This is a genomic window from Paenibacillus sp. GL_099_B, assembly GCF_057835695.1.
In genome coordinates this window covers 5260357-5277971 of the sequence record NZ_CM174430.1, presented here as the reverse complement: position 1 = coordinate 5277971, position 17615 = coordinate 5260357, and the positions used below count along the sequence as shown (strand labels likewise).

General features: G+C 46.5%; 16 protein-coding genes. 8 read left to right on the top strand and 8 right to left on the bottom strand.

All coding sequences use genetic code 11. From position 1 onward, the window contains the following. Positions 1 to 67 precede the first annotated feature (67 nt). Together AC3ITG_RS23990 and AC3ITG_RS23985 are read right to left on the bottom strand one after the other, a co-directional pair. The gene (locus tag AC3ITG_RS23990; RefSeq protein ID WP_489251559.1) at positions 68 to 436 is read right to left on the bottom strand and encodes a VOC family protein; all 369 of its coding nucleotides are present in this window, start codon (positions 434 to 436) and stop codon (positions 68 to 70) included. Between the two features lie 188 nt (positions 437 to 624). Continuing rightward, positions 625 to 2238, bottom strand: coding sequence for an alkaline phosphatase (locus AC3ITG_RS23985; RefSeq protein ID WP_489254522.1), 1614 nt, complete (start codon positions 2236 to 2238; stop codon positions 625 to 627). A gap of 403 nt (positions 2239 to 2641) precedes the next feature. Here AC3ITG_RS23985 and AC3ITG_RS23980 point away from each other — a divergent pair, with 403 nt between their 5' ends. The 4 genes from AC3ITG_RS23980 to AC3ITG_RS23965 all read left to right on the top strand — a co-directional run bounded on the left by AC3ITG_RS23980 (position 2642) and on the right by AC3ITG_RS23965 (position 8210). Next, positions 2642 to 3898, top strand: a complete 1257-nt coding sequence (locus AC3ITG_RS23980; RefSeq protein ID WP_413372857.1) for an amidohydrolase — start codon at positions 2642 to 2644, stop codon at positions 3896 to 3898. 172 nt (positions 3899 to 4070) lie between these two features. Next, a complete protein-coding gene (locus tag AC3ITG_RS23975) occupies positions 4071 to 5705 on the top strand; it encodes a carboxylesterase/lipase family protein (protein ID WP_413372854.1) in 1635 nt (544 codons plus the stop codon). 250 nt (positions 5706 to 5955) lie between these two features. Next, positions 5956 to 6912, top strand: coding sequence for a helix-turn-helix transcriptional regulator (locus AC3ITG_RS23970; RefSeq protein WP_413372853.1), 957 nt, complete (start codon positions 5956 to 5958; stop codon positions 6910 to 6912). 110 nt (positions 6913 to 7022) lie between these two features. Further along, positions 7023 to 8210, top strand: coding sequence for an MFS transporter (locus tag AC3ITG_RS23965; protein WP_413372851.1), 1188 nt, complete (start codon positions 7023 to 7025; stop codon positions 8208 to 8210). 5 nt (positions 8211 to 8215) lie between these two features. Here AC3ITG_RS23965 and AC3ITG_RS23960 read toward each other — a convergent pair whose 3' ends face one another. From AC3ITG_RS23960 to AC3ITG_RS23950, 3 genes are all read right to left on the bottom strand, one after another. Beyond that, complete coding sequence (locus tag AC3ITG_RS23960; RefSeq protein WP_489251558.1) at positions 8216 to 8872, bottom strand: hypothetical protein; 657 nt, start codon at positions 8870 to 8872, stop codon at positions 8216 to 8218. A gap of 61 nt (positions 8873 to 8933) precedes the next feature. After that, positions 8934 to 9491, bottom strand: a complete 558-nt coding sequence (locus tag AC3ITG_RS23955) for a DUF1697 domain-containing protein (RefSeq protein WP_413372849.1) — start codon at positions 9489 to 9491, stop codon at positions 8934 to 8936. A 33-nt stretch (positions 9492 to 9524) separates the two neighbouring features. Next, positions 9525 to 10175 (bottom strand): hypothetical protein, encoded by a 651-nt coding sequence (locus AC3ITG_RS23950; RefSeq protein ID WP_413372848.1) that lies wholly within the window; start codon positions 10173 to 10175, stop codon positions 9525 to 9527. Between the two features lie 371 nt (positions 10176 to 10546). Here AC3ITG_RS23950 and AC3ITG_RS23945 point away from each other — a divergent pair, with 371 nt between their 5' ends. From AC3ITG_RS23945 to AC3ITG_RS23935, 3 genes are all read left to right on the top strand, one after another. Then, a complete protein-coding gene (locus tag AC3ITG_RS23945; RefSeq protein ID WP_413372847.1) occupies positions 10547 to 11353 on the top strand; it encodes an alpha/beta fold hydrolase in 807 nt (268 codons plus the stop codon). A 25-nt stretch (positions 11354 to 11378) separates the two neighbouring features. Beyond that, entirely contained in the window at positions 11379 to 12377 is a 999-nt protein-coding gene (locus tag AC3ITG_RS23940; RefSeq protein WP_413372846.1) for a sensor domain-containing diguanylate cyclase, read from the top strand. Between the two features lie 67 nt (positions 12378 to 12444). After that, entirely contained in the window at positions 12445 to 13275 is an 831-nt protein-coding gene (locus AC3ITG_RS23935; RefSeq protein ID WP_413372845.1) for a methyl-accepting chemotaxis protein, read from the top strand. Between the two features lie 129 nt (positions 13276 to 13404). Here AC3ITG_RS23935 and AC3ITG_RS23930 read toward each other — a convergent pair whose 3' ends face one another. Beyond that, positions 13405 to 13899: a nuclear transport factor 2 family protein gene (locus AC3ITG_RS23930; RefSeq protein WP_413372844.1), complete on the bottom strand. Its 495-nt coding sequence runs from the start codon at positions 13897 to 13899 to the stop codon at positions 13405 to 13407. A gap of 161 nt (positions 13900 to 14060) precedes the next feature. Between AC3ITG_RS23930 and AC3ITG_RS23925 the strand changes: the two genes are divergently transcribed. After that, positions 14061 to 14615 carry a TetR/AcrR family transcriptional regulator C-terminal domain-containing protein gene (locus tag AC3ITG_RS23925; protein ID WP_413372843.1) on the top strand — a complete coding sequence of 185 codons (555 nt, stop codon included), beginning with the start codon at positions 14061 to 14063 and terminating at the stop codon, positions 14613 to 14615. Between the two features lie 24 nt (positions 14616 to 14639). Here the strand turns inward: AC3ITG_RS23925 and AC3ITG_RS23920 are convergent, their stop codons facing one another. Further along, positions 14640 to 16130 (bottom strand): right-handed parallel beta-helix repeat-containing protein, encoded by a 1491-nt coding sequence (locus AC3ITG_RS23920; protein WP_413372842.1) that lies wholly within the window; start codon positions 16128 to 16130, stop codon positions 14640 to 14642. 164 nt (positions 16131 to 16294) lie between these two features. Further along, on the bottom strand, positions 16295 to 17536 hold the full coding sequence (locus AC3ITG_RS23915; RefSeq protein ID WP_413372841.1) for an MFS transporter: 1242 nt from the start codon (positions 17534 to 17536) through the stop codon (positions 16295 to 16297). Between the last annotated feature and the right edge of the window lie 79 nt (positions 17537 to 17615).

Sequence of the window (17615 nt, the reverse complement as noted above, 5' to 3'; positions counted from 1 at the left end):
CACAACAGGTCAGTCATCGTGAAACATACACTTATTTAGATTAGCCTCAAATATGTTCGCGCCTTAATTATGCATGTTCGGCCAACTGCACTTCGAAGCCATCTGGGTCGGCAATATAAATAAACCGCAGATGCGGATTGGGCTGGACGGGGCCTCGTGCGATCGGGATGCCTAATGAAGCGAGCTGCTCCATGGCTTCGTCCAGCGACCTTACCTCATAGCCGATCGAAACACCGGCCTCTGGCTTGAGAGTGGTTTCGCTACCTTCAATCAGTTCCAACTTTGTTTCATTTTCAGGGCCGAGCATGGCAATCTGCCGTCCGCGGCTTTCGAATCTGCGCTGAATCGGCAGCCCTAGCATGTCGTGGTAGAAACGGAGCGATGCTTCCAGGTCGCGTACCCGCAGTGTGATCCAGTTTAATCTGATCAACATCATGAGTCTCTCCTTTTTTACGTCATATTTATCAACGTTATGCTTATTATACGATAAGCTTGTGCGTGGGCCTACCATACTACGCTACCTTTACATATAGAAGTTGGATTTAAAAGTGAATTCGAAAAACTGCCCAAGAATATTCTTGGGCAGTTTGGCTAAGAGTGTCGTTCAATGAGCGGGCACTTTTTTTATTGAATCAGATCAATCGCATCCTGTGACACAAAGGCTTCTACGCCATTGTAGACAATCACGCCATCCAGTGTTGTCTTTTTGCCATTAACGAGCGCGATATTTTTGTAGATTTGCAGTTCAAGCTTGGTGCTACCTTTTGTTACGAGGATCTTCGGATTTTTGGCATCCGTCAGATCCAGCTTGTACGTTGCTCCTTTGGCAGTAAAAGCCTGTTTCGCGGGCACAAACAATTGTTTGCTCACGCTGTCGAGGTCAAGGTCCAGCACACGTGCCATGTATTTGGCTACATCCGTGTTGTCGATAACACCGAAAGGTCGATCATTATTCGGAGCGTACGTATACAGCACAACATCTCCGCCCGTATGACCACCAGTGGTCCAGCCGATGCCGGAACGTTTGCTGATCATCGGTCCAACCGTATAATTGAGGCTGCCGGGACTGGCCGCTTTAATTGCAGCGATTTCCTCGGAAGTCAGGTCGGTAATGCCATAGTATTGCTTCATCACAGCTTTGATATTAGTGCGTTTGGCATCCAGCTTGGATTCCAAACCTTCGCCTGTTAGCTTGGCCTTTTTCAGAGGTCCGATAAATGTGGACAACGGCTCTTTATCATAGGTGCCTGTCGTTGAAGCATTACCGATGGTCAATCCACCGTTCTGGTGATCCGTGACAGCGACAACGACAGTTTCTTGATCTTTTTTGGCAAAATCCATGGCTACTTTGACGGCATCATCGAATGCCAGTACATCACTGATAATGCCGATTGGATCGTTGGCATGTGCTGCCCAGTCGACCTTGCTGCCTTCAACCATCAGGAAGAAGCCATCTTCATCTTTGGAAAGAACTTCGATCGCTTTAGTTGTCATCTCGGCGAGACTTGGCTGTTTAGCTGGATCACGATCCATATTATAAGCCATGCCTGCCGGGGCAAACATCCCCCACAGCTTGCCTGAAGTGGAAGCTTTCATCGCTACCGGAGTAGTCACATAATCGTAGCCCAGTGCTTTGATGGATGAGACCAGATTTTCGCCATCTTTGCGTCCCGCAGGCTCCAAATAACTGCTTCCTCCACCGAGAACAACGTCCATACCGTTATAGACCTGCTGTTTGCTCAATGCATCATAGTTTTTGCGATCCGGATAGTGGGCGGAGAAGTCAGCTGGTGTGGCGTGCATAATTTCAGATGTCGCAATAATGCCAGTTGCTTTGCCTGCCAGTCTGGATGCTTCCAGGATAGAAGCAACCGGTTTTTTCGCATCTCCCGGTGCGATGGCTTTTTGTCCAGGCATCGTTGCTTTATCAGGCAGTACTCCGACATACCCTGTATGTGATTTGTGACCTGTAGCAAAAGCTGTTCCCGCAGGGGCCGAGTCCGCAATCGGCGCATCCGCAGAGTGTGTACGAACCATGCCACTAGCCATGGAGTCCAGTGTAAGAGAGGAACCTTTGTACCAGCGAGCCAAAGCTGTTGCGTCGTTCGCCATACCGTCCGGGATCAGGATGATTACATTTTTGATCGGTGAAGCAGATGAGGTGGTGTTTTCCACAGCCCAAGCTGCACTACTGCCTCCCAGCGTAGCTGTAACAATGGTCGTAACCGCGAGCATCATTTTGGCAGCACGGGTATTGAATCGATTTAACATGAACAAATCCTCCTAATGATATGTATAGTTTGGTATCCAAAACCAGTGTATACAATCAATGATAAATGAGCGCATGTACTCGATTAACTAAATGTAAATTTTACGATTAGAGAAGCACGTCTGGATAGGTTTTGGATATTTGTCATCTCATTATGGAGGGGATCAGGTGTTTCAATCAGCCGGCGCTTTTTTGTTGACGGGACGGGCAAAGGGGTAGCGGATATGCAGCAAGAAGCTTTCTCTCAATATGGGCGTGAAGCACGTGTGTAGAAGAATCGCGAAACAGGATTAGCGAGCTGTGGTATAGAATTCGTAGTGTAAAGGTGTATGTATGATGAAATAGAGAGCTGGATGAGAGAGGTGAGTGACCATGATTGATATTATTGCGCTTCGGCGAGATCTTCACGAACATCCCGAGCTGGGATTCACTGAATTCCGTACGGCTACCAAAGTCGTGCAGATGTTAACGGAACTGGGTTACCGTGTGACCTATGGAAAAGATGCAATTGATGACACATCGCGGCGAGGTCTGCCAAAGCCTGAAGTGTTGGAAGATGCTTATCAACGTGCCATCGATGAAGGGGCAGATCCAGCGATTGTGCAGCAGATGCGGGGTGGGTTCACGGCGGTTGTCGCTGAGTTACAAGGAGAACAGGAGGGACCAACTACGGCGTTCCGTTTCGATATGGATGCACTTCCGATCCGTGAGAGCAAGTCAAATAAGCATATACCACAATCGAGGCAATTTCGCTCCAATCATGAAGGCATTATGCACGCTTGCGCACACGATGGACATACAGCTATTGGGCTTGCACTTGCAGAACGTTTGAGTAATCGAAAGTTTGCCGGGAAGATCCGTCTGTTGTTCCAACCTGCTGAGGAAGGTGTGCGTGGTGCGTATGCCATGGTCGAAAAAGGCATGCTGGAACAGGTAGATCGTCTGTTCTGCATACATCTGGGTACAGGTGTGCCATCCGGTCATGTGAGAGGGGCGTCTGCCGGATTCCTGGCAACGACCAAGCTGGAAGCCCATTTTACAGGTGTGTCTTCTCATGCCGGAGCCACACCGGAGGAAGGACGGAATGCTTTGCTGGGAGCCTCTACGGCACTTCTTAATATTCATGCGTTGCCTCGGTTTAGCACGGCGGATACCCGCATTAATGTGGGTATTCTTGAAGGCGGAACGGGGTCTAATATTATACCCGAGCACGCACGGATGGTGATTGAAACCCGTTCAACGAGTGAAGAAACGAATCGTGAGCTGGAGCGACGGGTCCATCAGATCATCGAGCACAGCGCGGCGATGCATGAATTAAGCTCCACGGTTGAAGTCATCGGCGGTGCAGTCCCTATTCGCTGTGATATGGAGCTTGCAGAGCTTGCTGTGCAGCAAAGTGAAGGCATCGCAGGATTTACCCATGCGGAGGCTATTTCGGATGGTGCTTCACTCGGAAGTGAGGATGCCAGTTACATGATTCGGCGTGTACAGGAACAAGGTGGGAAAGCAACGTATATGATCATTGGCAGCGAGCTACCTGCTCCGCATCACCATCCGGAATTCGATATTGATGAAGCAGTTTTAGCTCCTGCGGTGGAACTGCTGGAGAGATTGGCACGAACGCTCTAGAAAGATATAACTACAATCAAGGATAGGCTTCCACTTACGCATCGGTTAAGGGGGTGAACTGCTTCAGGGCAAGAGCACGAGCGAACGCACCAATCGCCAGTTGGCTGAGACGACTGCACAAGCGTTGCAGGAACAGCTCAAAAATGGCGGCGGAACCTTGGAGCAGAGTTGGATGAAACATAAACAAGATCAGGGGTTCAAACCTCAAACATTGCAGCAGACGAAATATGGAGCCATTGACGGAAAAACCTATGAACAATACGGTACGCTCGGTTGGCTAGGCGTTCCTTATGCAGCACCTCCGGTAGGTGAACTACGCTGGAAAGCGCCGCGTGAACCGGATGTATGGACAGGAACTCGAACAGCCAAGGAATTTGCTGCGAGCAGCTTGCAGTTATCCGGCGAAACTACAGCAGGAAGTGAAGACTCACTGTATCTCAATATTTGGCGTCCAAATACAACCAGTTCGAAGCTTCCGGTTATGGTGTTTCTGCACGGCGGCGGGAATATGACCGGATCAGGCAAGGATTTTCAATGTGAACAGCTTGCGTGTAACACGAACAGCATTATCATATCGGTGAACTATCGTTTGGGAGCTCTTGGGTTCTTTCAAAATGCTGCATTAAAAACCGGAAATGCTCTTGATGATTCGGGCAACTATGGCTTGCTTGATGCATTCCGTGCACTGCAGTGGGTACAGGATAATATCGAAGGCTTTGGCGGAGATACAGGCAATGTTACGTTGGCCGGGCAGTCGGCAGGAGCACGTAATGTTCTGGCAGCGTTAATCTCGCCACTGAGCAAAGGTTTGTTTCAGAAGGCAGCTGCTTTCAGTGGTGGCCTGACAACGGCTGCACCGGAGGAAGGCGAGCAAAAATCCGAGGATGCACTTGTGAAATTGCTCGTGCAAGAGGGTAAAGTGACCTCTATTGAACATGCGAGAACATGGATCGGCAAGCAGTCTCAGGCACAGCTGTCCAGCTATTTGCGTGAGTTGCCTGCGGACAAACTGGTCACTGTGTATGGTTCAACGGCGATTCGTATGCAGCCATTCCCACATCTGTTCCGTGAAGGCACAGTTATTCCGAAAGAGGGTTTCGATGCTATCAACAGCGGTAATTATGCACAAGTTCCTGTTCTGCTGGGCAGTTTGGAAACCGAGTTTTCCAGCTTTGCTTTCGGTGATCCATACTTTGTACCCTCATTTCATGATGAAACTCTGTTTACAGATGAAACCAAGGCGGAACTGTATGCCGCAGCTCTGAAATATGGCAGTGAGGCTTATGCAGGCTTCAATGCAGAGCGCGTAGCTGAACGCCTGACGAGTGAAGCGGGACAGCCACCTGTATACGCCTATCGTTTTGCATGGGGAACACAGCCTGGGGTCATTTCCGAAAGACTGCAAACGTTGCTGGGCGCACCGCATGGCGCGGATATGGACTTTTACACAGGACACACAGACGGCGTTGCCGACCTTTTCCCTGAAGGTTATTTTAGTGAACAGAATAAACCCGGCCGTGAGGCATTGTCTGCAGCGATGGCAGCTTATCTGAAGCAGTTCCTCTATACAGGCAGTCCAGATCGTGGTGGATCATCGGAATTGGCCGAATGGACTCCTTGGACAAAAAATGCAAAAGCACCAATTATGCATCTGGACGCAACCAATACTACATCCGAGATCGGCATGTCCACGCAATATAATGAAGGCAAGGATGCCGTAATGGCGAAAATGAAAAAAGAATTGCCAGACGAGACATACAAGTTGCTGACGGAGAAGGTATTTGCCGGACGCTTTTTCTGGGAATAAGTCATGCGAAAGGACACGAGAGAATGATCTCTCGTGTCCTTTTTTAGTTGCGGGCGTATCTCCTCATTCTTCAATGTGAAGATTCCATTTCTATAGGCGGTTTCTGGATTTTTTTCGGTATGAAGTGTAGTGGTTTCGTCATGGGGCTGGTCTAAAAGGAGAAATTGAGGTAGAATTATTGAGAATTATTCTCAATTAAACAAATCTCTTTGTGAGAGTCATGATCAAGTTATAGACGAGGTGAGAACACATGGGTTTCGATTCGTTAGCCGTTGTATATCAACATTATTTAACGCAGGAACCATTCAGTCAGCAAGATGAAAATACGTACCTGCTCTCTGCTAAAGCGGGCAGTGGCAATATAAAAAGAGTAACCACGTATAGTGGTATCGAAATTGTGTATTCTCAGATTAATTATAGTGAACCGTGCTCTACGTTCTTTGCATCGAATATTCCCATCATTGAGCTGCAATTTGCCTTGTCAGGTGCGCGCTATGTAGACATATCCGGTCAGCAATATACTCTGCCCACTGGACAGGGAGCACTCATCATGATGCGTGATTTTGAAGCCTGGTTTCATCCGCCTGCGCAGGAGAACTATACTTCTTTTGCCATCGGGATTCCGATCTCGTTGTTCAATTATGCGGGTGCACAATTAGCAACCAGCCAGTCCATTCGTTTTCAGGACATTTTGGGACATTGTGTGTTCAAACCGATCATATTTCAGCTGGATTACAGAATTCGAACGATGATTGACAGTCTGATTGGGGAATTGAACAACCCCTATAGATCTTCCTTAATGATGGAAGCGACCGCATTGGAGATATTGAATCGGTTTATGATTCAGCTGTTTGATCTGGCGCCAATTCCTGCGGGATTTTCCAGAGAGGATATACGGAAGTTACATATCGCTCGGGAGATAATGGAGGCTTGCATGGTGGATCCTCCATCCCTGCTGGCGTTGTCCAAACAGGTGGGTCTAAACGATTTTAAATTGAAAAAAGGCTTCAAGGCGCTGTTCGGCACTACCGTATTTGAATATTTGCGCCAGATTCGTCTTGATAACGCCATGAAATTGCTGCGCAGCCAAGAGAACAACGTCACTGAGGCAGCGATAGCGGTTGGTTACAGTAACATCAGTGCCTTTTCCCAGCAATTCTATCGCAAATTCGGTGTGAAGCCATCGGAAATGAAAAAAATATATTAATAATCCGTCTAACCGTTAATTGTTCCGTATGGAGGCAGTCGAGATTCTCTCAGCCTTGTATACTCCAGGTACAGTGGATACTGTACTGAAAAATAAAGGAGTGTATGAGCGTGAACAGAATCAGAGGAAGTATCTTTTTTAGCGTATTTGCAGCCATGTTGGGTCTTATGCTTATTGCTCCCATTATGCCGCCGCTTATTCGTGAGCTGGGGATGAAAGAAAGTCATTCCGGGCTAATTATTTCACTCGGGTCCATAGCCATGGCTGTGATGGGTCCGGTATGGGGCAGATTCAGTGATCTGAAAGGCAGAAAACCAATCATATTGATTGGATTCATAGGTATGTCCATAAGCTGTGCGTTGTTTGCATTGGCGATGTATAGTGGATTAAATGCGTGGATCGGAGGAGGCCTTCTGTTAACCCTTCTGATTGTAACGCGGAGCTTGATCGGTATGTTCATTCCAGCAGTTTTATCCTCTTCTCAGGCATATATGGGGGATGTAACGGAAGGGGAAGAGCGGGGAAGCGGGATGGCGATTATTAGTGCCGCCAATGGGCTGGGACTTGTATTTGGCCCTGCGATTGCAGGTGCTTTTACCATTATCGGTCTGCTGTGGCCGCTTTACTTTGGTATTTTTATTGCGATAGCGGCGTTTATCATTGCTTTGTTACTCATTCCTGCTGCCAAGCCGGTCATTCAAGAGAAAGCGCCCAAGGTTAACCCGCTCCAACGCGGTTTGCGTATGTATCTTGCTGCCGGGTTGGTTACGATGATTGGCATTATGACGTTACAGGTTGTCGGCGGATTTTATTTTCAGGATCAGCTCTCATTATCTCCAGGGGCTACAGCCAGAATGGTCTCATTCGGACTGATGTTCTCCGGGGCTGCGATGCTGATCATGCAGGTGATCCAGATGAAGTGGTTGAAATGGCAGCCGCGGCCGATGATTTTGCTCGGGTCCCTTTTTCTGCTCGCAAGCATGGTTTTGTTTCTGATCTCCAGTCAATTGGTTGTCTATTATCTCTCATTCTTCCTGTTCGGCATGGGCTCGGGTCTGATGATGCCTGGTTTCATGGCGGGAGCTTCTCTTTCGGTCAGCAAAGAACAGCAGGGTGGCGCAGCCGGATTGGTTGCAGCGATTCAAGGCATATCTGCCGTGATCACCCCTTTACTGACAACAACGCTGTACCAGGTGGATAAACATATTCCGTTCATGCTGGTAGCCCTGTTGGTTCTAGTCATGGGTGCAGTCATGTTGGGGGTAAGGAAAAATCAAACCAGTTCCGTAGCCGGGTAAGGTTATTAGCCTAACTGAACCACGACTTTGCTGCAGAGGAATGTCGCTGCGAATCCGGCTATCGCGTCCAGTTGCACGCCAATCTGTTCACCCTCGTAAGCGAAGCTGAGCTGCAAGCAGACATTGCTTTCCTCGGCGGGAGAGATGTTCTTAAACTGGACGTCTTCAAAATTAAAGTAGAGGGGCTGTTCCAACCCGTCTGTGGAAGTATGCGTAATCGTCAAGGACAGATTTTCAGACCAATCGCCTTGATCCGCGTTTTCCAGCTTCACATTTGTTAGTTCATCGTAGTGAAAGGGTGGGAAGAACCCCAACGTATCGATCACGTTCTGGGCACCTTCAATGGAATTGAGTGGTGAGAAGATCATTTCAAACTGCCAGGCTTCCATCAATCGTGATTCATACTGGGGGCTTGTGTACAGCAGGATCGAATCAGGTCCGAATTCTATTACCGTTCCAATAAATGCGGCCCATCCTGCTGTTCCAACCTCACCAACCGTTATCAAAATCTGATCTTGAGCACGCAGCTTGACTCCGTGATCTGATTCGAAGTGCACTCGAAAACCCTGTGCTTGCACCTGCCAAGCCGTATGCGGGGCAAAATAAAATTCCTCCTGCCCCACAGATTTTATGCTAACGATCCATGTCCGCTCATCATTCATGCAATCCACCTCCGATATACATAAGCTTTGAAAACTGGTAAGACACTTCACTTGGCCTTGATCATCTCTCAGCCACAGCCTGCATCAGCTTGTAAATCTGGCGGGTCGTGTTCACGTTCCGGACCGTCATATATTTGTAGACCTTGGAGCCTATAAGCTTGCTCATACCACTTTTGGTGACAAGTTCTTTACTCACGGAATATAAAAGGGCTCCGGGAACATATAGCAATGTGCCGATTTCCGGTTTAATGGGCAGTTTGTCCAGAACTGAAGCATCATTCACTTCATCCCAGAGGAACATGACATCACTTTTGGCCATGGCATCATTCGTCCAGTCCTCCGGTAGTGCCTGAATAACAGTTCGGATTTCATCCAGATTACGTACCATAACCTTGATCTGTAAGCCAAAATCGACAGCTATGACTTGTTCAAGAATCTGGGATAATTCCGTATTCGCATCCACGCGTTCCTGATGATCGGCAAAGATAATATTGCCTGAGTTGATATATGTCACCACATCCAGCAAGCCAGCTTGCTCAAACGTTTCTTTTAACTGCTTCATATTGATTTTGTTATTCCCGCCCACATTAATGCCCCGAAGCAAAGCAACATAGATCATGATTCAACCCTCCGTATTCTTTGATTTTTACTTTTAACGAAATGACAAATACTCGAATAAATGTGCAGTATGCTCTTCTCCCAGTAAATCATTCAATATAGGATCGACATGCTCCAGATACTCGGGTTTGGTTTCATAAGTTTCGTCGTCCTTTAATTCTCCGGCATAGGCCCGTGCAGCTTCAATCAGGACGACCAGTGCATTGAAAAAGTCTGTTAATGAATCGGCAATAAGCTGAGGTTCTTCACCTGCAAAAGCAGCATATACAGGCGAGTTCGGTGCTGCTGTATCAACGATTAATGGATCATCATTAAAATTCGCGATGACGACATGATTTTTTTGCCAAGAGGCTGACTCCTCATAAGGTTCGTTCATGCCGATCCAGCGGTGACCTAGTTGCTGATGATGGAGATGTTCAGGTGCAACAAAGGAGATCAGAGCTGCATCACCGATCTCGACGGCTGCATTTTTCATTTTGAGTGTGCCATTGGCCTGCTCATCCATCATCTCGTAGTAGCTGTACAGATATTGGAGCTCTGGAGAGAGCGGGATTCGTTCGTCCACTTCCGGCTGGTGTTGTTGTTCACGAGGACGCAGATCATGATTTTTGAAAAGTCCATAAGCTTCATTATATAAATCTTGCTGTTCCACAAAACGGATTAGGGCGGCATTCAGCTGTTCCATTGGTGTCTGATCCCTCCTGGTGTTAGGATTATTTTCAAACAGTTACATTCATTCATAGTCATAAGCATAATCATATATCAAAATGGGAAAAGCTTACACCCTGTAGTTAGTTAATGGTGAATACGTTTACATTAATCTGTGAACATGGCGATGAAGAAGCAGCAATCAAACCTTTCCGAAGGCAGGTACACAGTGGGTGTACGATATGATTGATGCCTATGGTGAGAGCGCCTTTTGGCATACAGAGTGGATTGTTCTTTATGTATCCAAAGTCATGAAAATTAATATATCTTATCCATAACCCAACATTTTCCGATATAATAACCAGATAGATCAAAGCAAAAGGATACTACCTCAGAGAGGTGATTTGGATGACGATTGACGTCCCTGTGCGTAACAATGTGAAAGTGTTGGGAACAGGCAGCCAAACGATTATGTTTGCACATGGGTTTGGGTGTGATCAGGATATGTGGCGCTATATTGTTCCAAGTTTTACGGAGAACTACCGAGTTGTTTTATTTGATTATGTAGGCTCAGGTGAATCCATAATTAACTATTATGATGCAGACAAATACAGCAATCTTCAAGGATATGCCCAGGATGTGCTGGAGATTATGGAAGCGCTCGACTTAAGAGATGTCATATTTGTTGGACACTCAGTTAGCAGCATGATTGGCATGCTTGCTTCCATTCACGAACCTAAATACTTCAAGCAAATCGTCATGCTGGGGCCTTCCCCGCGTTATGTAAATGATCTTCCGGGTTATTATGGCGGTTTCGATCGACGTGACATTGATGAGTTGCTGGAGATGATGCAGATGAACTTTATTGGTTGGGCGAGTTATCTTGCTCCAATTGTTATGCAGAATCCGGAACGGAAAGATCTGGCGGAAGAGTTGGAAAAAAGCTTCTGTTCAAGAGATCCGCATATTGCGAGACAATTTGCGGAGGTGACGTTTTTATCCGACTGTCGTGTCGATCTGGATCAGGCCTCGGTACCTACATTAATTCTGCAGTGCTCCGATGATAGCATTGCTCCTGTTGAAGTAGGGAATTACCTACATGCTCATCTGAAAAACAGCAGGCTTCAGCAGATGACGGCCAAGGGGCATTACCCGCATCTCAGTCAACCGGAAGAAACGATTCGATTAATCAAGGATTATGTAACGATTGCATAAAACTCGGAAGAAAGGCAGTTAATCCATGGATATACAATTAGATATGGCACCCTGTGGATACTTCTCCATTTCTGACTCGGGCATCATAAGAACGGTTAATCAAACCCTGCTGACCATGCTGGGATATGAACGCAATGAGCTGATGGGACGGCATATCGAGTCCACCATGTCGGTGACCAACAAGCTTTTTTTTCATACGTATTTCTATCCCTACATCCAGTTATATGGACATGTGAACGAGATGTACTTTACGTTTCGCACCAGTGATCAGCAGGATGTTCCAGTTTTGCTTAACGGGATTCGCCAAACTCGTGATGGGGAAAGCGTAGTGGATTGTGTGGTTGTGGTGATGCGTAAGCGAATTGAACATGAGAAGGATATAATGAACACCAAAACGAAGCTTCAGGAACTGTATCAAGCCACAAATGAGGCGAACCAGGAGCTTGAACGACTGCACGAAGAATACAAGGTGAAGCAGCAGGCGTTAATCAAAGTGAATGATCAGTTGGAGACGATGGCTTCGACGGATCTGCTCACCGGACTCAGGAACCGCAGATTTTTTCAGGATAAAATGATGGAAAGCCTGGCACTCTTCCGGGAAACTCAGTGTCTTTTCTCCCTTCTGGTCGTTGATATTGATCATTTCAAGAGTATCAACGATACGTATGGACATCCAATTGGAGATCTGGTGCTGGGCAATCTGGCAGGCCTGCTGCAATCGGTGTCACGGAGCACGGACGTGGTGGCGCGTTATGGCGGAGAGGAATTTGTTATTATTCTTGCGGATTGTGATCGAGAGCAAGCTGTGGTTACAGCGGAGAGATATCGTTCACAGGTAGATTCCGCCGATTGGGGCGAGTATAACATTACAGTGAGTATTGGCGCAGCTACGGTTTCGCAGGAAGATACAGATCAGTCTTTGTTTCAAAAAGCGGACAAGGCGCTCTATGCCTCCAAAACGGGTGGGCGAAATCGGGTGACCCATGCGGCCGAAGCAGCGATTAATGGTATTGAACCTTCATAATTGATTGATAACTGTCGATATAATATTTAGGACTATTATCTATATTAGAGGAAGTGAGAACATCATTATGAATCAGGTTGAAGCTGTTTTGGCTGCTATGCCATTTATTCGCGAAGCTGCACGTCAAGATGTTTCCATATCGGTCATGGATCGGGAGAAGTTCCTGTTTTTCGAATCCGGCAATGCTTTGAAATATGAATTCAAGGCAGGGGATTCACTTCCTGATATTCACAGGGATTTTAAGATGTTACAGAATGAGTCGAAAACAAGGGAGCACTACCCAGCCGAACTATTTGGTATCGCTGCGGATTCCTATTTTCATCCGATTAAGAACGAACAGAACGAGATAGAAGCAGTCATATGTATTACATATAGTATGGATACCCAGGATCAATTGAAGAAACTGATGAATCAGGCAGACGAAGTTACAGGCAGACTTATTGAGGGAATCCAGCATGTAGCTGCTCATTCCGAGGAATTAAGTGCGACATCCGAAGAGATTTTGAGCAATACAAAACGGGCCGTTGAAGACTCTGGCAACGTTAATGAGGTTGTTCTTTACATTAAAGAGATCTCAGAGCAGACCAATCTGCTCGGCTTGAATGCGGCAATTGAAGCAGCACGAGTCGGCGAGGCTGGGGCAGGGTTCGGGGTTGTTGCCACGGAAATCCGTAAAATGTCCACAGGGACCAAAGAAGCCACGGGACGGATTGAGCAGTCTCTTGACGCTGTAAAAAAATCCGTGCTGAGCATGGAGCAGGAGATTGCCCAGATTTCAGTTTCTTCACAAGAGCAGGCCAAACTGGTCACAGAGTTTATGAATGTGATCGATCAATTGAATGAAACCAATCATGGCTTGCGGAAACTGGTCGAAAAAATAACCGACGACGCTGAATAATGATTTGCATCGTTATGCCTTTGGACCAAAACCTAAAGCCCGAAAAACGCTCAACCACAATCGTGGCTGAGCGTTTTTCGGTTTGATTAGAGTTTCAACGATATGAATCGATATCAACCTAAATCTCTTTTAGGAGTACTGTTTATTTAACAAAGCGGTATCGTAGTATTCTTCAAACGATTTGATCTTGTTATGTTCGAATTTGAAGATTTGCACGTAAATACCGTTATACTTGATTTTTTTATCCTTACCCCATGGGCCGTTGGCAGTGATATCAATGTTGCTGCGTGTTTTGGTGATGATCGTATTCGGATTTTCACCGACCATGAACTCATCGATAGTCCATTCAAACGTACCTTTCATATCGTTGAAGATCGGGTTAAAGAAGCTTTTTACTGCATCCCATCCTTCCTGCACAGAGTCGTGCAGAACAGCTACATCTTCTGTGGTGAATGGCGTGATAACTGCCGGATTGTCTTCAACCCACAGTGAGTAAAATCGGTCTGTATCTCCCAGATATAGCGAGAAAAATTCTATAATGACATCCATGTTTTTACGGGCGTCTTCATTGGCGGTGGTCATTGAGGCATTAACGGTTACATTTTTGATTGTTTTGGAATCCATATATCCCCACTCCCCTTTCACATCAAAGTATAAATTAAAGAATCTTAAATAATAATAGACTGTTTTGATAGAGTGTAAAAAAACTGGACAAATGCGTCGATATGTAAAGAATACAGCCATGTTTTTCATGGCATCGTTAGAACCTCAGGAGGAAGATACATATGCTTAGAAGAATCACTCCCAAAGAACTTCTGGCTGAATCCCTGATTGATTTGGCCAAACGGAATCCGATTCAATCCATCACCGTTACGAACATAACGGATCATTGTCAGGTAAGCAGACAGATGTTCTATTATCATTTTTCGAGTAAGTACGACCTGATTGCCTGGATCTATAGTGACAAAGCCGATAAAATCATTAATCAATATATTGAGAAGGAGCCCTGGGGACGAGTAGCCGGAAGAATCGTAGCGTTTATCCAAGAGGATTATCTCTATTTCAAAAAAGTATTTGACGACGATACACATGTGTCATTCTATAATATTATTTTTCAATATACGGTAGAGTGTCACACCAAGCATATTCAGAAAAAAATGGGTCTCGCCTCGTTGCCTCGGGATATTGTTTTTGCGATCCAGTTCAACGCTTACGGAGGAGTCAATGTCACCAAAGACTGGCTTGAAAATGGCATGAGGGAAACACCCGCCGAACTGGGCGAATTAATTTTTTCCGCCATGCCTCAGCCGATTAGAACGTATTTTGACAACGAATCGTAGAATTAATTCACCGGCATTATCCGGTTACTCATGGCTCATATATCCATATCCCTGGGCAGGTGAATTGGCTTGGAGAGTGAAGTCTTCGTTGGCGTCATCTATAAATTCGGGGTTTACATACAATGAATGTGCGTCATTTCCTGATCCCTCCATGTAGGAGGTGAAGCCGGAATACTCCGTGTTTTTCCATACCCACAGCGCCTCTTCTTGTGGTGCAGAGGAGTAGTACACATTGTGATCAAACACATTCCCCGAATTACTGGTGTATTCATTGTAAATGAGCACGTCAGAGCTGCCCGATACGAGAATGTTTCGTTTGAACGTATTGTTCTTCGTCCGGGCTTGCAAGAATAACTGCCCATTGCCTGCATCCAGCAGGTCGTTATCCACTAACGTATTGTACATAATCGTACTGTCCTCAGTAGAACCGCGTTCCTCATCATAGCCGCCCATGGCGATGCCTGTAAGCCTGTTATGAAAAATCAGATTATCCTGTAACGTAATGTTGCTGGTTGAACGCCCGGCATGCTCCGAAGCAATCTCAATTCCGATATCGTTACGGTATACCCGATTGTGGTCGATGATATGATTTTTGCCTCCATCTACATAGATTCCACCGGCAGAATTGCTGTCATTGGGGAGGTTTGTTCCATAAGACGGATTAAGATTGGAAGAAACATTATAGACCTCGTTTCCCCGTACAATCCCGTTTCGCGCCTGATCGTAAGTGTCGTCCTCCGAAGTTCCTTCATACCCAATCAGATCAATACCGATGTTGTCGGTATCATGGATCGTATTGTCCAGTATGGCAAACGTATCCACATTCCCGTTGACTGCGAGTGACTCACTTGAACCGAGCACGAGATCATACAATTCATTATCCTTGATGATAATATCCCGCAATGCTTGGGGATGCTCCGTACCATAAATCGCGATTCCATGGGCATCCCTGCCCTGTAAATCCGGTCCTGAAGGTTTAGCATCATTGGCAATGGAATGAACGGTGTTGCCCAGGAGTTGAATGTGTTCTCCTGCCCCGTGAACGTATATGCCAGTAGGCACTTGTCCTCGAAGTGAGGTTGTAAAGTTGCGAATTTCGAGATTTTGAATCGTAATATAGCTGGCATTTTCGACTTCAATCAAACCCTCTATGCCGCGTACCGATAGACCTTCACCCTCAATGATGGCCTTCTCCTGTGGATAGCTGGAAAACAGGGTTGGATTGCCGGAGGAATTACCGCTTCGAGTGATTTTGACCTTTTGGTGATAGACACCTTCCCTCAAATAAACGGTGCTTCCCGCGGTAGCATGGTCGGCAGCGTGCTGCAACGTTTTCCAGGGAGATTGAATGGTTCCTTTGTTCAAATCGTTTCCTTGTGGTGATATGTAATACATCTTCTGGGTATCCGGTATCTGCACAGCATCGGGAGAAGGGACGGATGAAGCCTCATCCTTCTGACAACCGGTTGCGAACAGAATTAGGGCCAGGAGTGCAATTGTAGTTATACGATACAAGATGATTCCTCCTTAATAAATAGCTATGAAGTTCGATTATAGCAGATTTGAATGGTGAAATAGGGCGTAAGATGCTCATAGAATTTCAGAATGGGGAGAGGTGCTCAGAAACAGCGAAACAGGTGGCGAGTGTGATCTCGCCACCTGTTTGTAGATGCTGCTAGTTATTTTTGTTTTCGGTCCCAGAGTACACTGTAGCGGCAGCAGATAAAAATGATGACATTCGCTGCTGCGGCTATGCCGAACACCAACGCAGGATTGGATAGCTCGGAGATCCAGCCGCTCCCCCATATAGCCAAGGGCATGCCGAGCTTGAACAGAGATCCGGTAATCCCGCTGATCCGACCAATCATGTGATGTGGTGTGGACTCCTGGCGGAATGTCCAGATGCAGATCGTGCTGATAGTTTGGAAAATACCAGATAGAAATAGACCCACTGCAAGTCCGTAGGTGGAGTGGAACAAATAAAGAATCAGAAAGGCGAAGCCTTGAAGCAGTGTGGTCACCACAATTAGCATGCCAGCCGAATATTTGCTGCGCAGGGAGCTTACTACCAGACTGCCGATTAAACCACCTACTCCGGCAGCAGATAATACAAGTCCAAGCTCCAGATTACGCAGTTGTAATGTGTCTTTGGCATAAAAGATGACGGTTGCATCCACCATACCATAGGTGGCATTGAGAAAAATGACCGTAATGCTGATTACCAGTAACATATGGTTGCGACGTAGCTCGATCCAGCCTTCTTTAAAGTCAACCCAGAAGCCCTGAGGAGATGTTCCTCTGGGCACAGGTGCGGAGTGCAGTGGTAATAGAATGATACAGGATACCGCAAGCAGAATGGCCGTAATTAACAGACCCGTATACAGGTTGGATAACATCAACAGCATTCCGGACAGGGCGGCACCCATAATGGTGATTAACGTTGTGGTGAAACCCAGAGCCGCATTGGCTGACGTTAGCAGTGGTGTGGGCACCGATTGTTTGATCATGCCTGCTGATGCATTGCGAAAAGCATAACTCAGTGTCATCAGAATAAAACCGCATCCGTAGAGTACATAAATGGAAGGTTGACCATATTGAAAAGACAGAAACAGCACGAGCAGAAGGATAATCTGTAACACGATGGAGCCAATAGACCACCATTTCTTATGCACCCGGTCCATCAGTACACCAATGAACATGGCGAGAAACAGGTTCGGCAGAAATTCAATGCCACGCATGGTGGACATCGCTACAGGAGACTTGGTGAGTTCATATAAGATGAGGGGTAGAGCCAATTCATAGATTTGATTGCCCAGAGCAATGATGCCGCTGGCAGCAAACAGAATGATAAAGCTTGGATTTCTCCATACGGATGGGGCGGACGTGGTGACAGGTGTGGAGTGTACGTTGATTTCAGACATGGATAACAATCTCCTCTTTACGTGTGGTAATGAGGTCCATTATACTTTTGGAAAAGAGGAAGAAAAAGCGAAGCATTCA

Bases quoted from the DNA above. Each gene is read 5' to 3' on its own strand.
- AC3ITG_RS23990 (WP_489251559.1), bottom strand. From the start codon at position 436: ATGATGTTGATCAGATTAAACTGGATCACACTGCGGGTACGCGACCTG.
- AC3ITG_RS23985 (WP_489254522.1), bottom strand. From the start codon at position 2,238: ATGATGCTCGCGGTTACGACCATTGTTACAGCTACGCTGGGAGGCAGT.
- AC3ITG_RS23980 (WP_413372857.1), top strand. From the start codon at position 2,642: ATGATTGATATTATTGCGCTTCGGCGAGATCTTCACGAACATCCCGAG.
- AC3ITG_RS23975 (WP_413372854.1), top strand. From the start codon at position 4,071: ATGAAACATAAACAAGATCAGGGGTTCAAACCTCAAACATTGCAGCAG.
- AC3ITG_RS23970 (WP_413372853.1), top strand. From the start codon at position 5,956: ATGGGTTTCGATTCGTTAGCCGTTGTATATCAACATTATTTAACGCAG.
- AC3ITG_RS23960 (WP_489251558.1), bottom strand. From the start codon at position 8,872: ATGAATGATGAGCGGACATGGATCGTTAGCATAAAATCTGTGGGGCAG.
- AC3ITG_RS23955 (WP_413372849.1), bottom strand. From the start codon at position 9,491: ATGATCTATGTTGCTTTGCTTCGGGGCATTAATGTGGGCGGGAATAAC.
- AC3ITG_RS23950 (WP_413372848.1), bottom strand. From the start codon at position 10,175: ATGGAACAGCTGAATGCCGCCCTAATCCGTTTTGTGGAACAGCAAGAT.
- AC3ITG_RS23945 (WP_413372847.1), top strand. From the start codon at position 10,547: ATGACGATTGACGTCCCTGTGCGTAACAATGTGAAAGTGTTGGGAACA.
- AC3ITG_RS23940 (WP_413372846.1), top strand. From the start codon at position 11,379: ATGGATATACAATTAGATATGGCACCCTGTGGATACTTCTCCATTTCT.
- AC3ITG_RS23935 (WP_413372845.1), top strand. From the start codon at position 12,445: ATGAATCAGGTTGAAGCTGTTTTGGCTGCTATGCCATTTATTCGCGAA.
- AC3ITG_RS23930 (WP_413372844.1), bottom strand. From the start codon at position 13,899: ATGGATTCCAAAACAATCAAAAATGTAACCGTTAATGCCTCAATGACC.
- AC3ITG_RS23925 (WP_413372843.1), top strand. From the start codon at position 14,061: ATGCTTAGAAGAATCACTCCCAAAGAACTTCTGGCTGAATCCCTGATT.
- AC3ITG_RS23915 (WP_413372841.1), bottom strand. From the start codon at position 17,536: ATGTCTGAAATCAACGTACACTCCACACCTGTCACCACGTCCGCCCCA.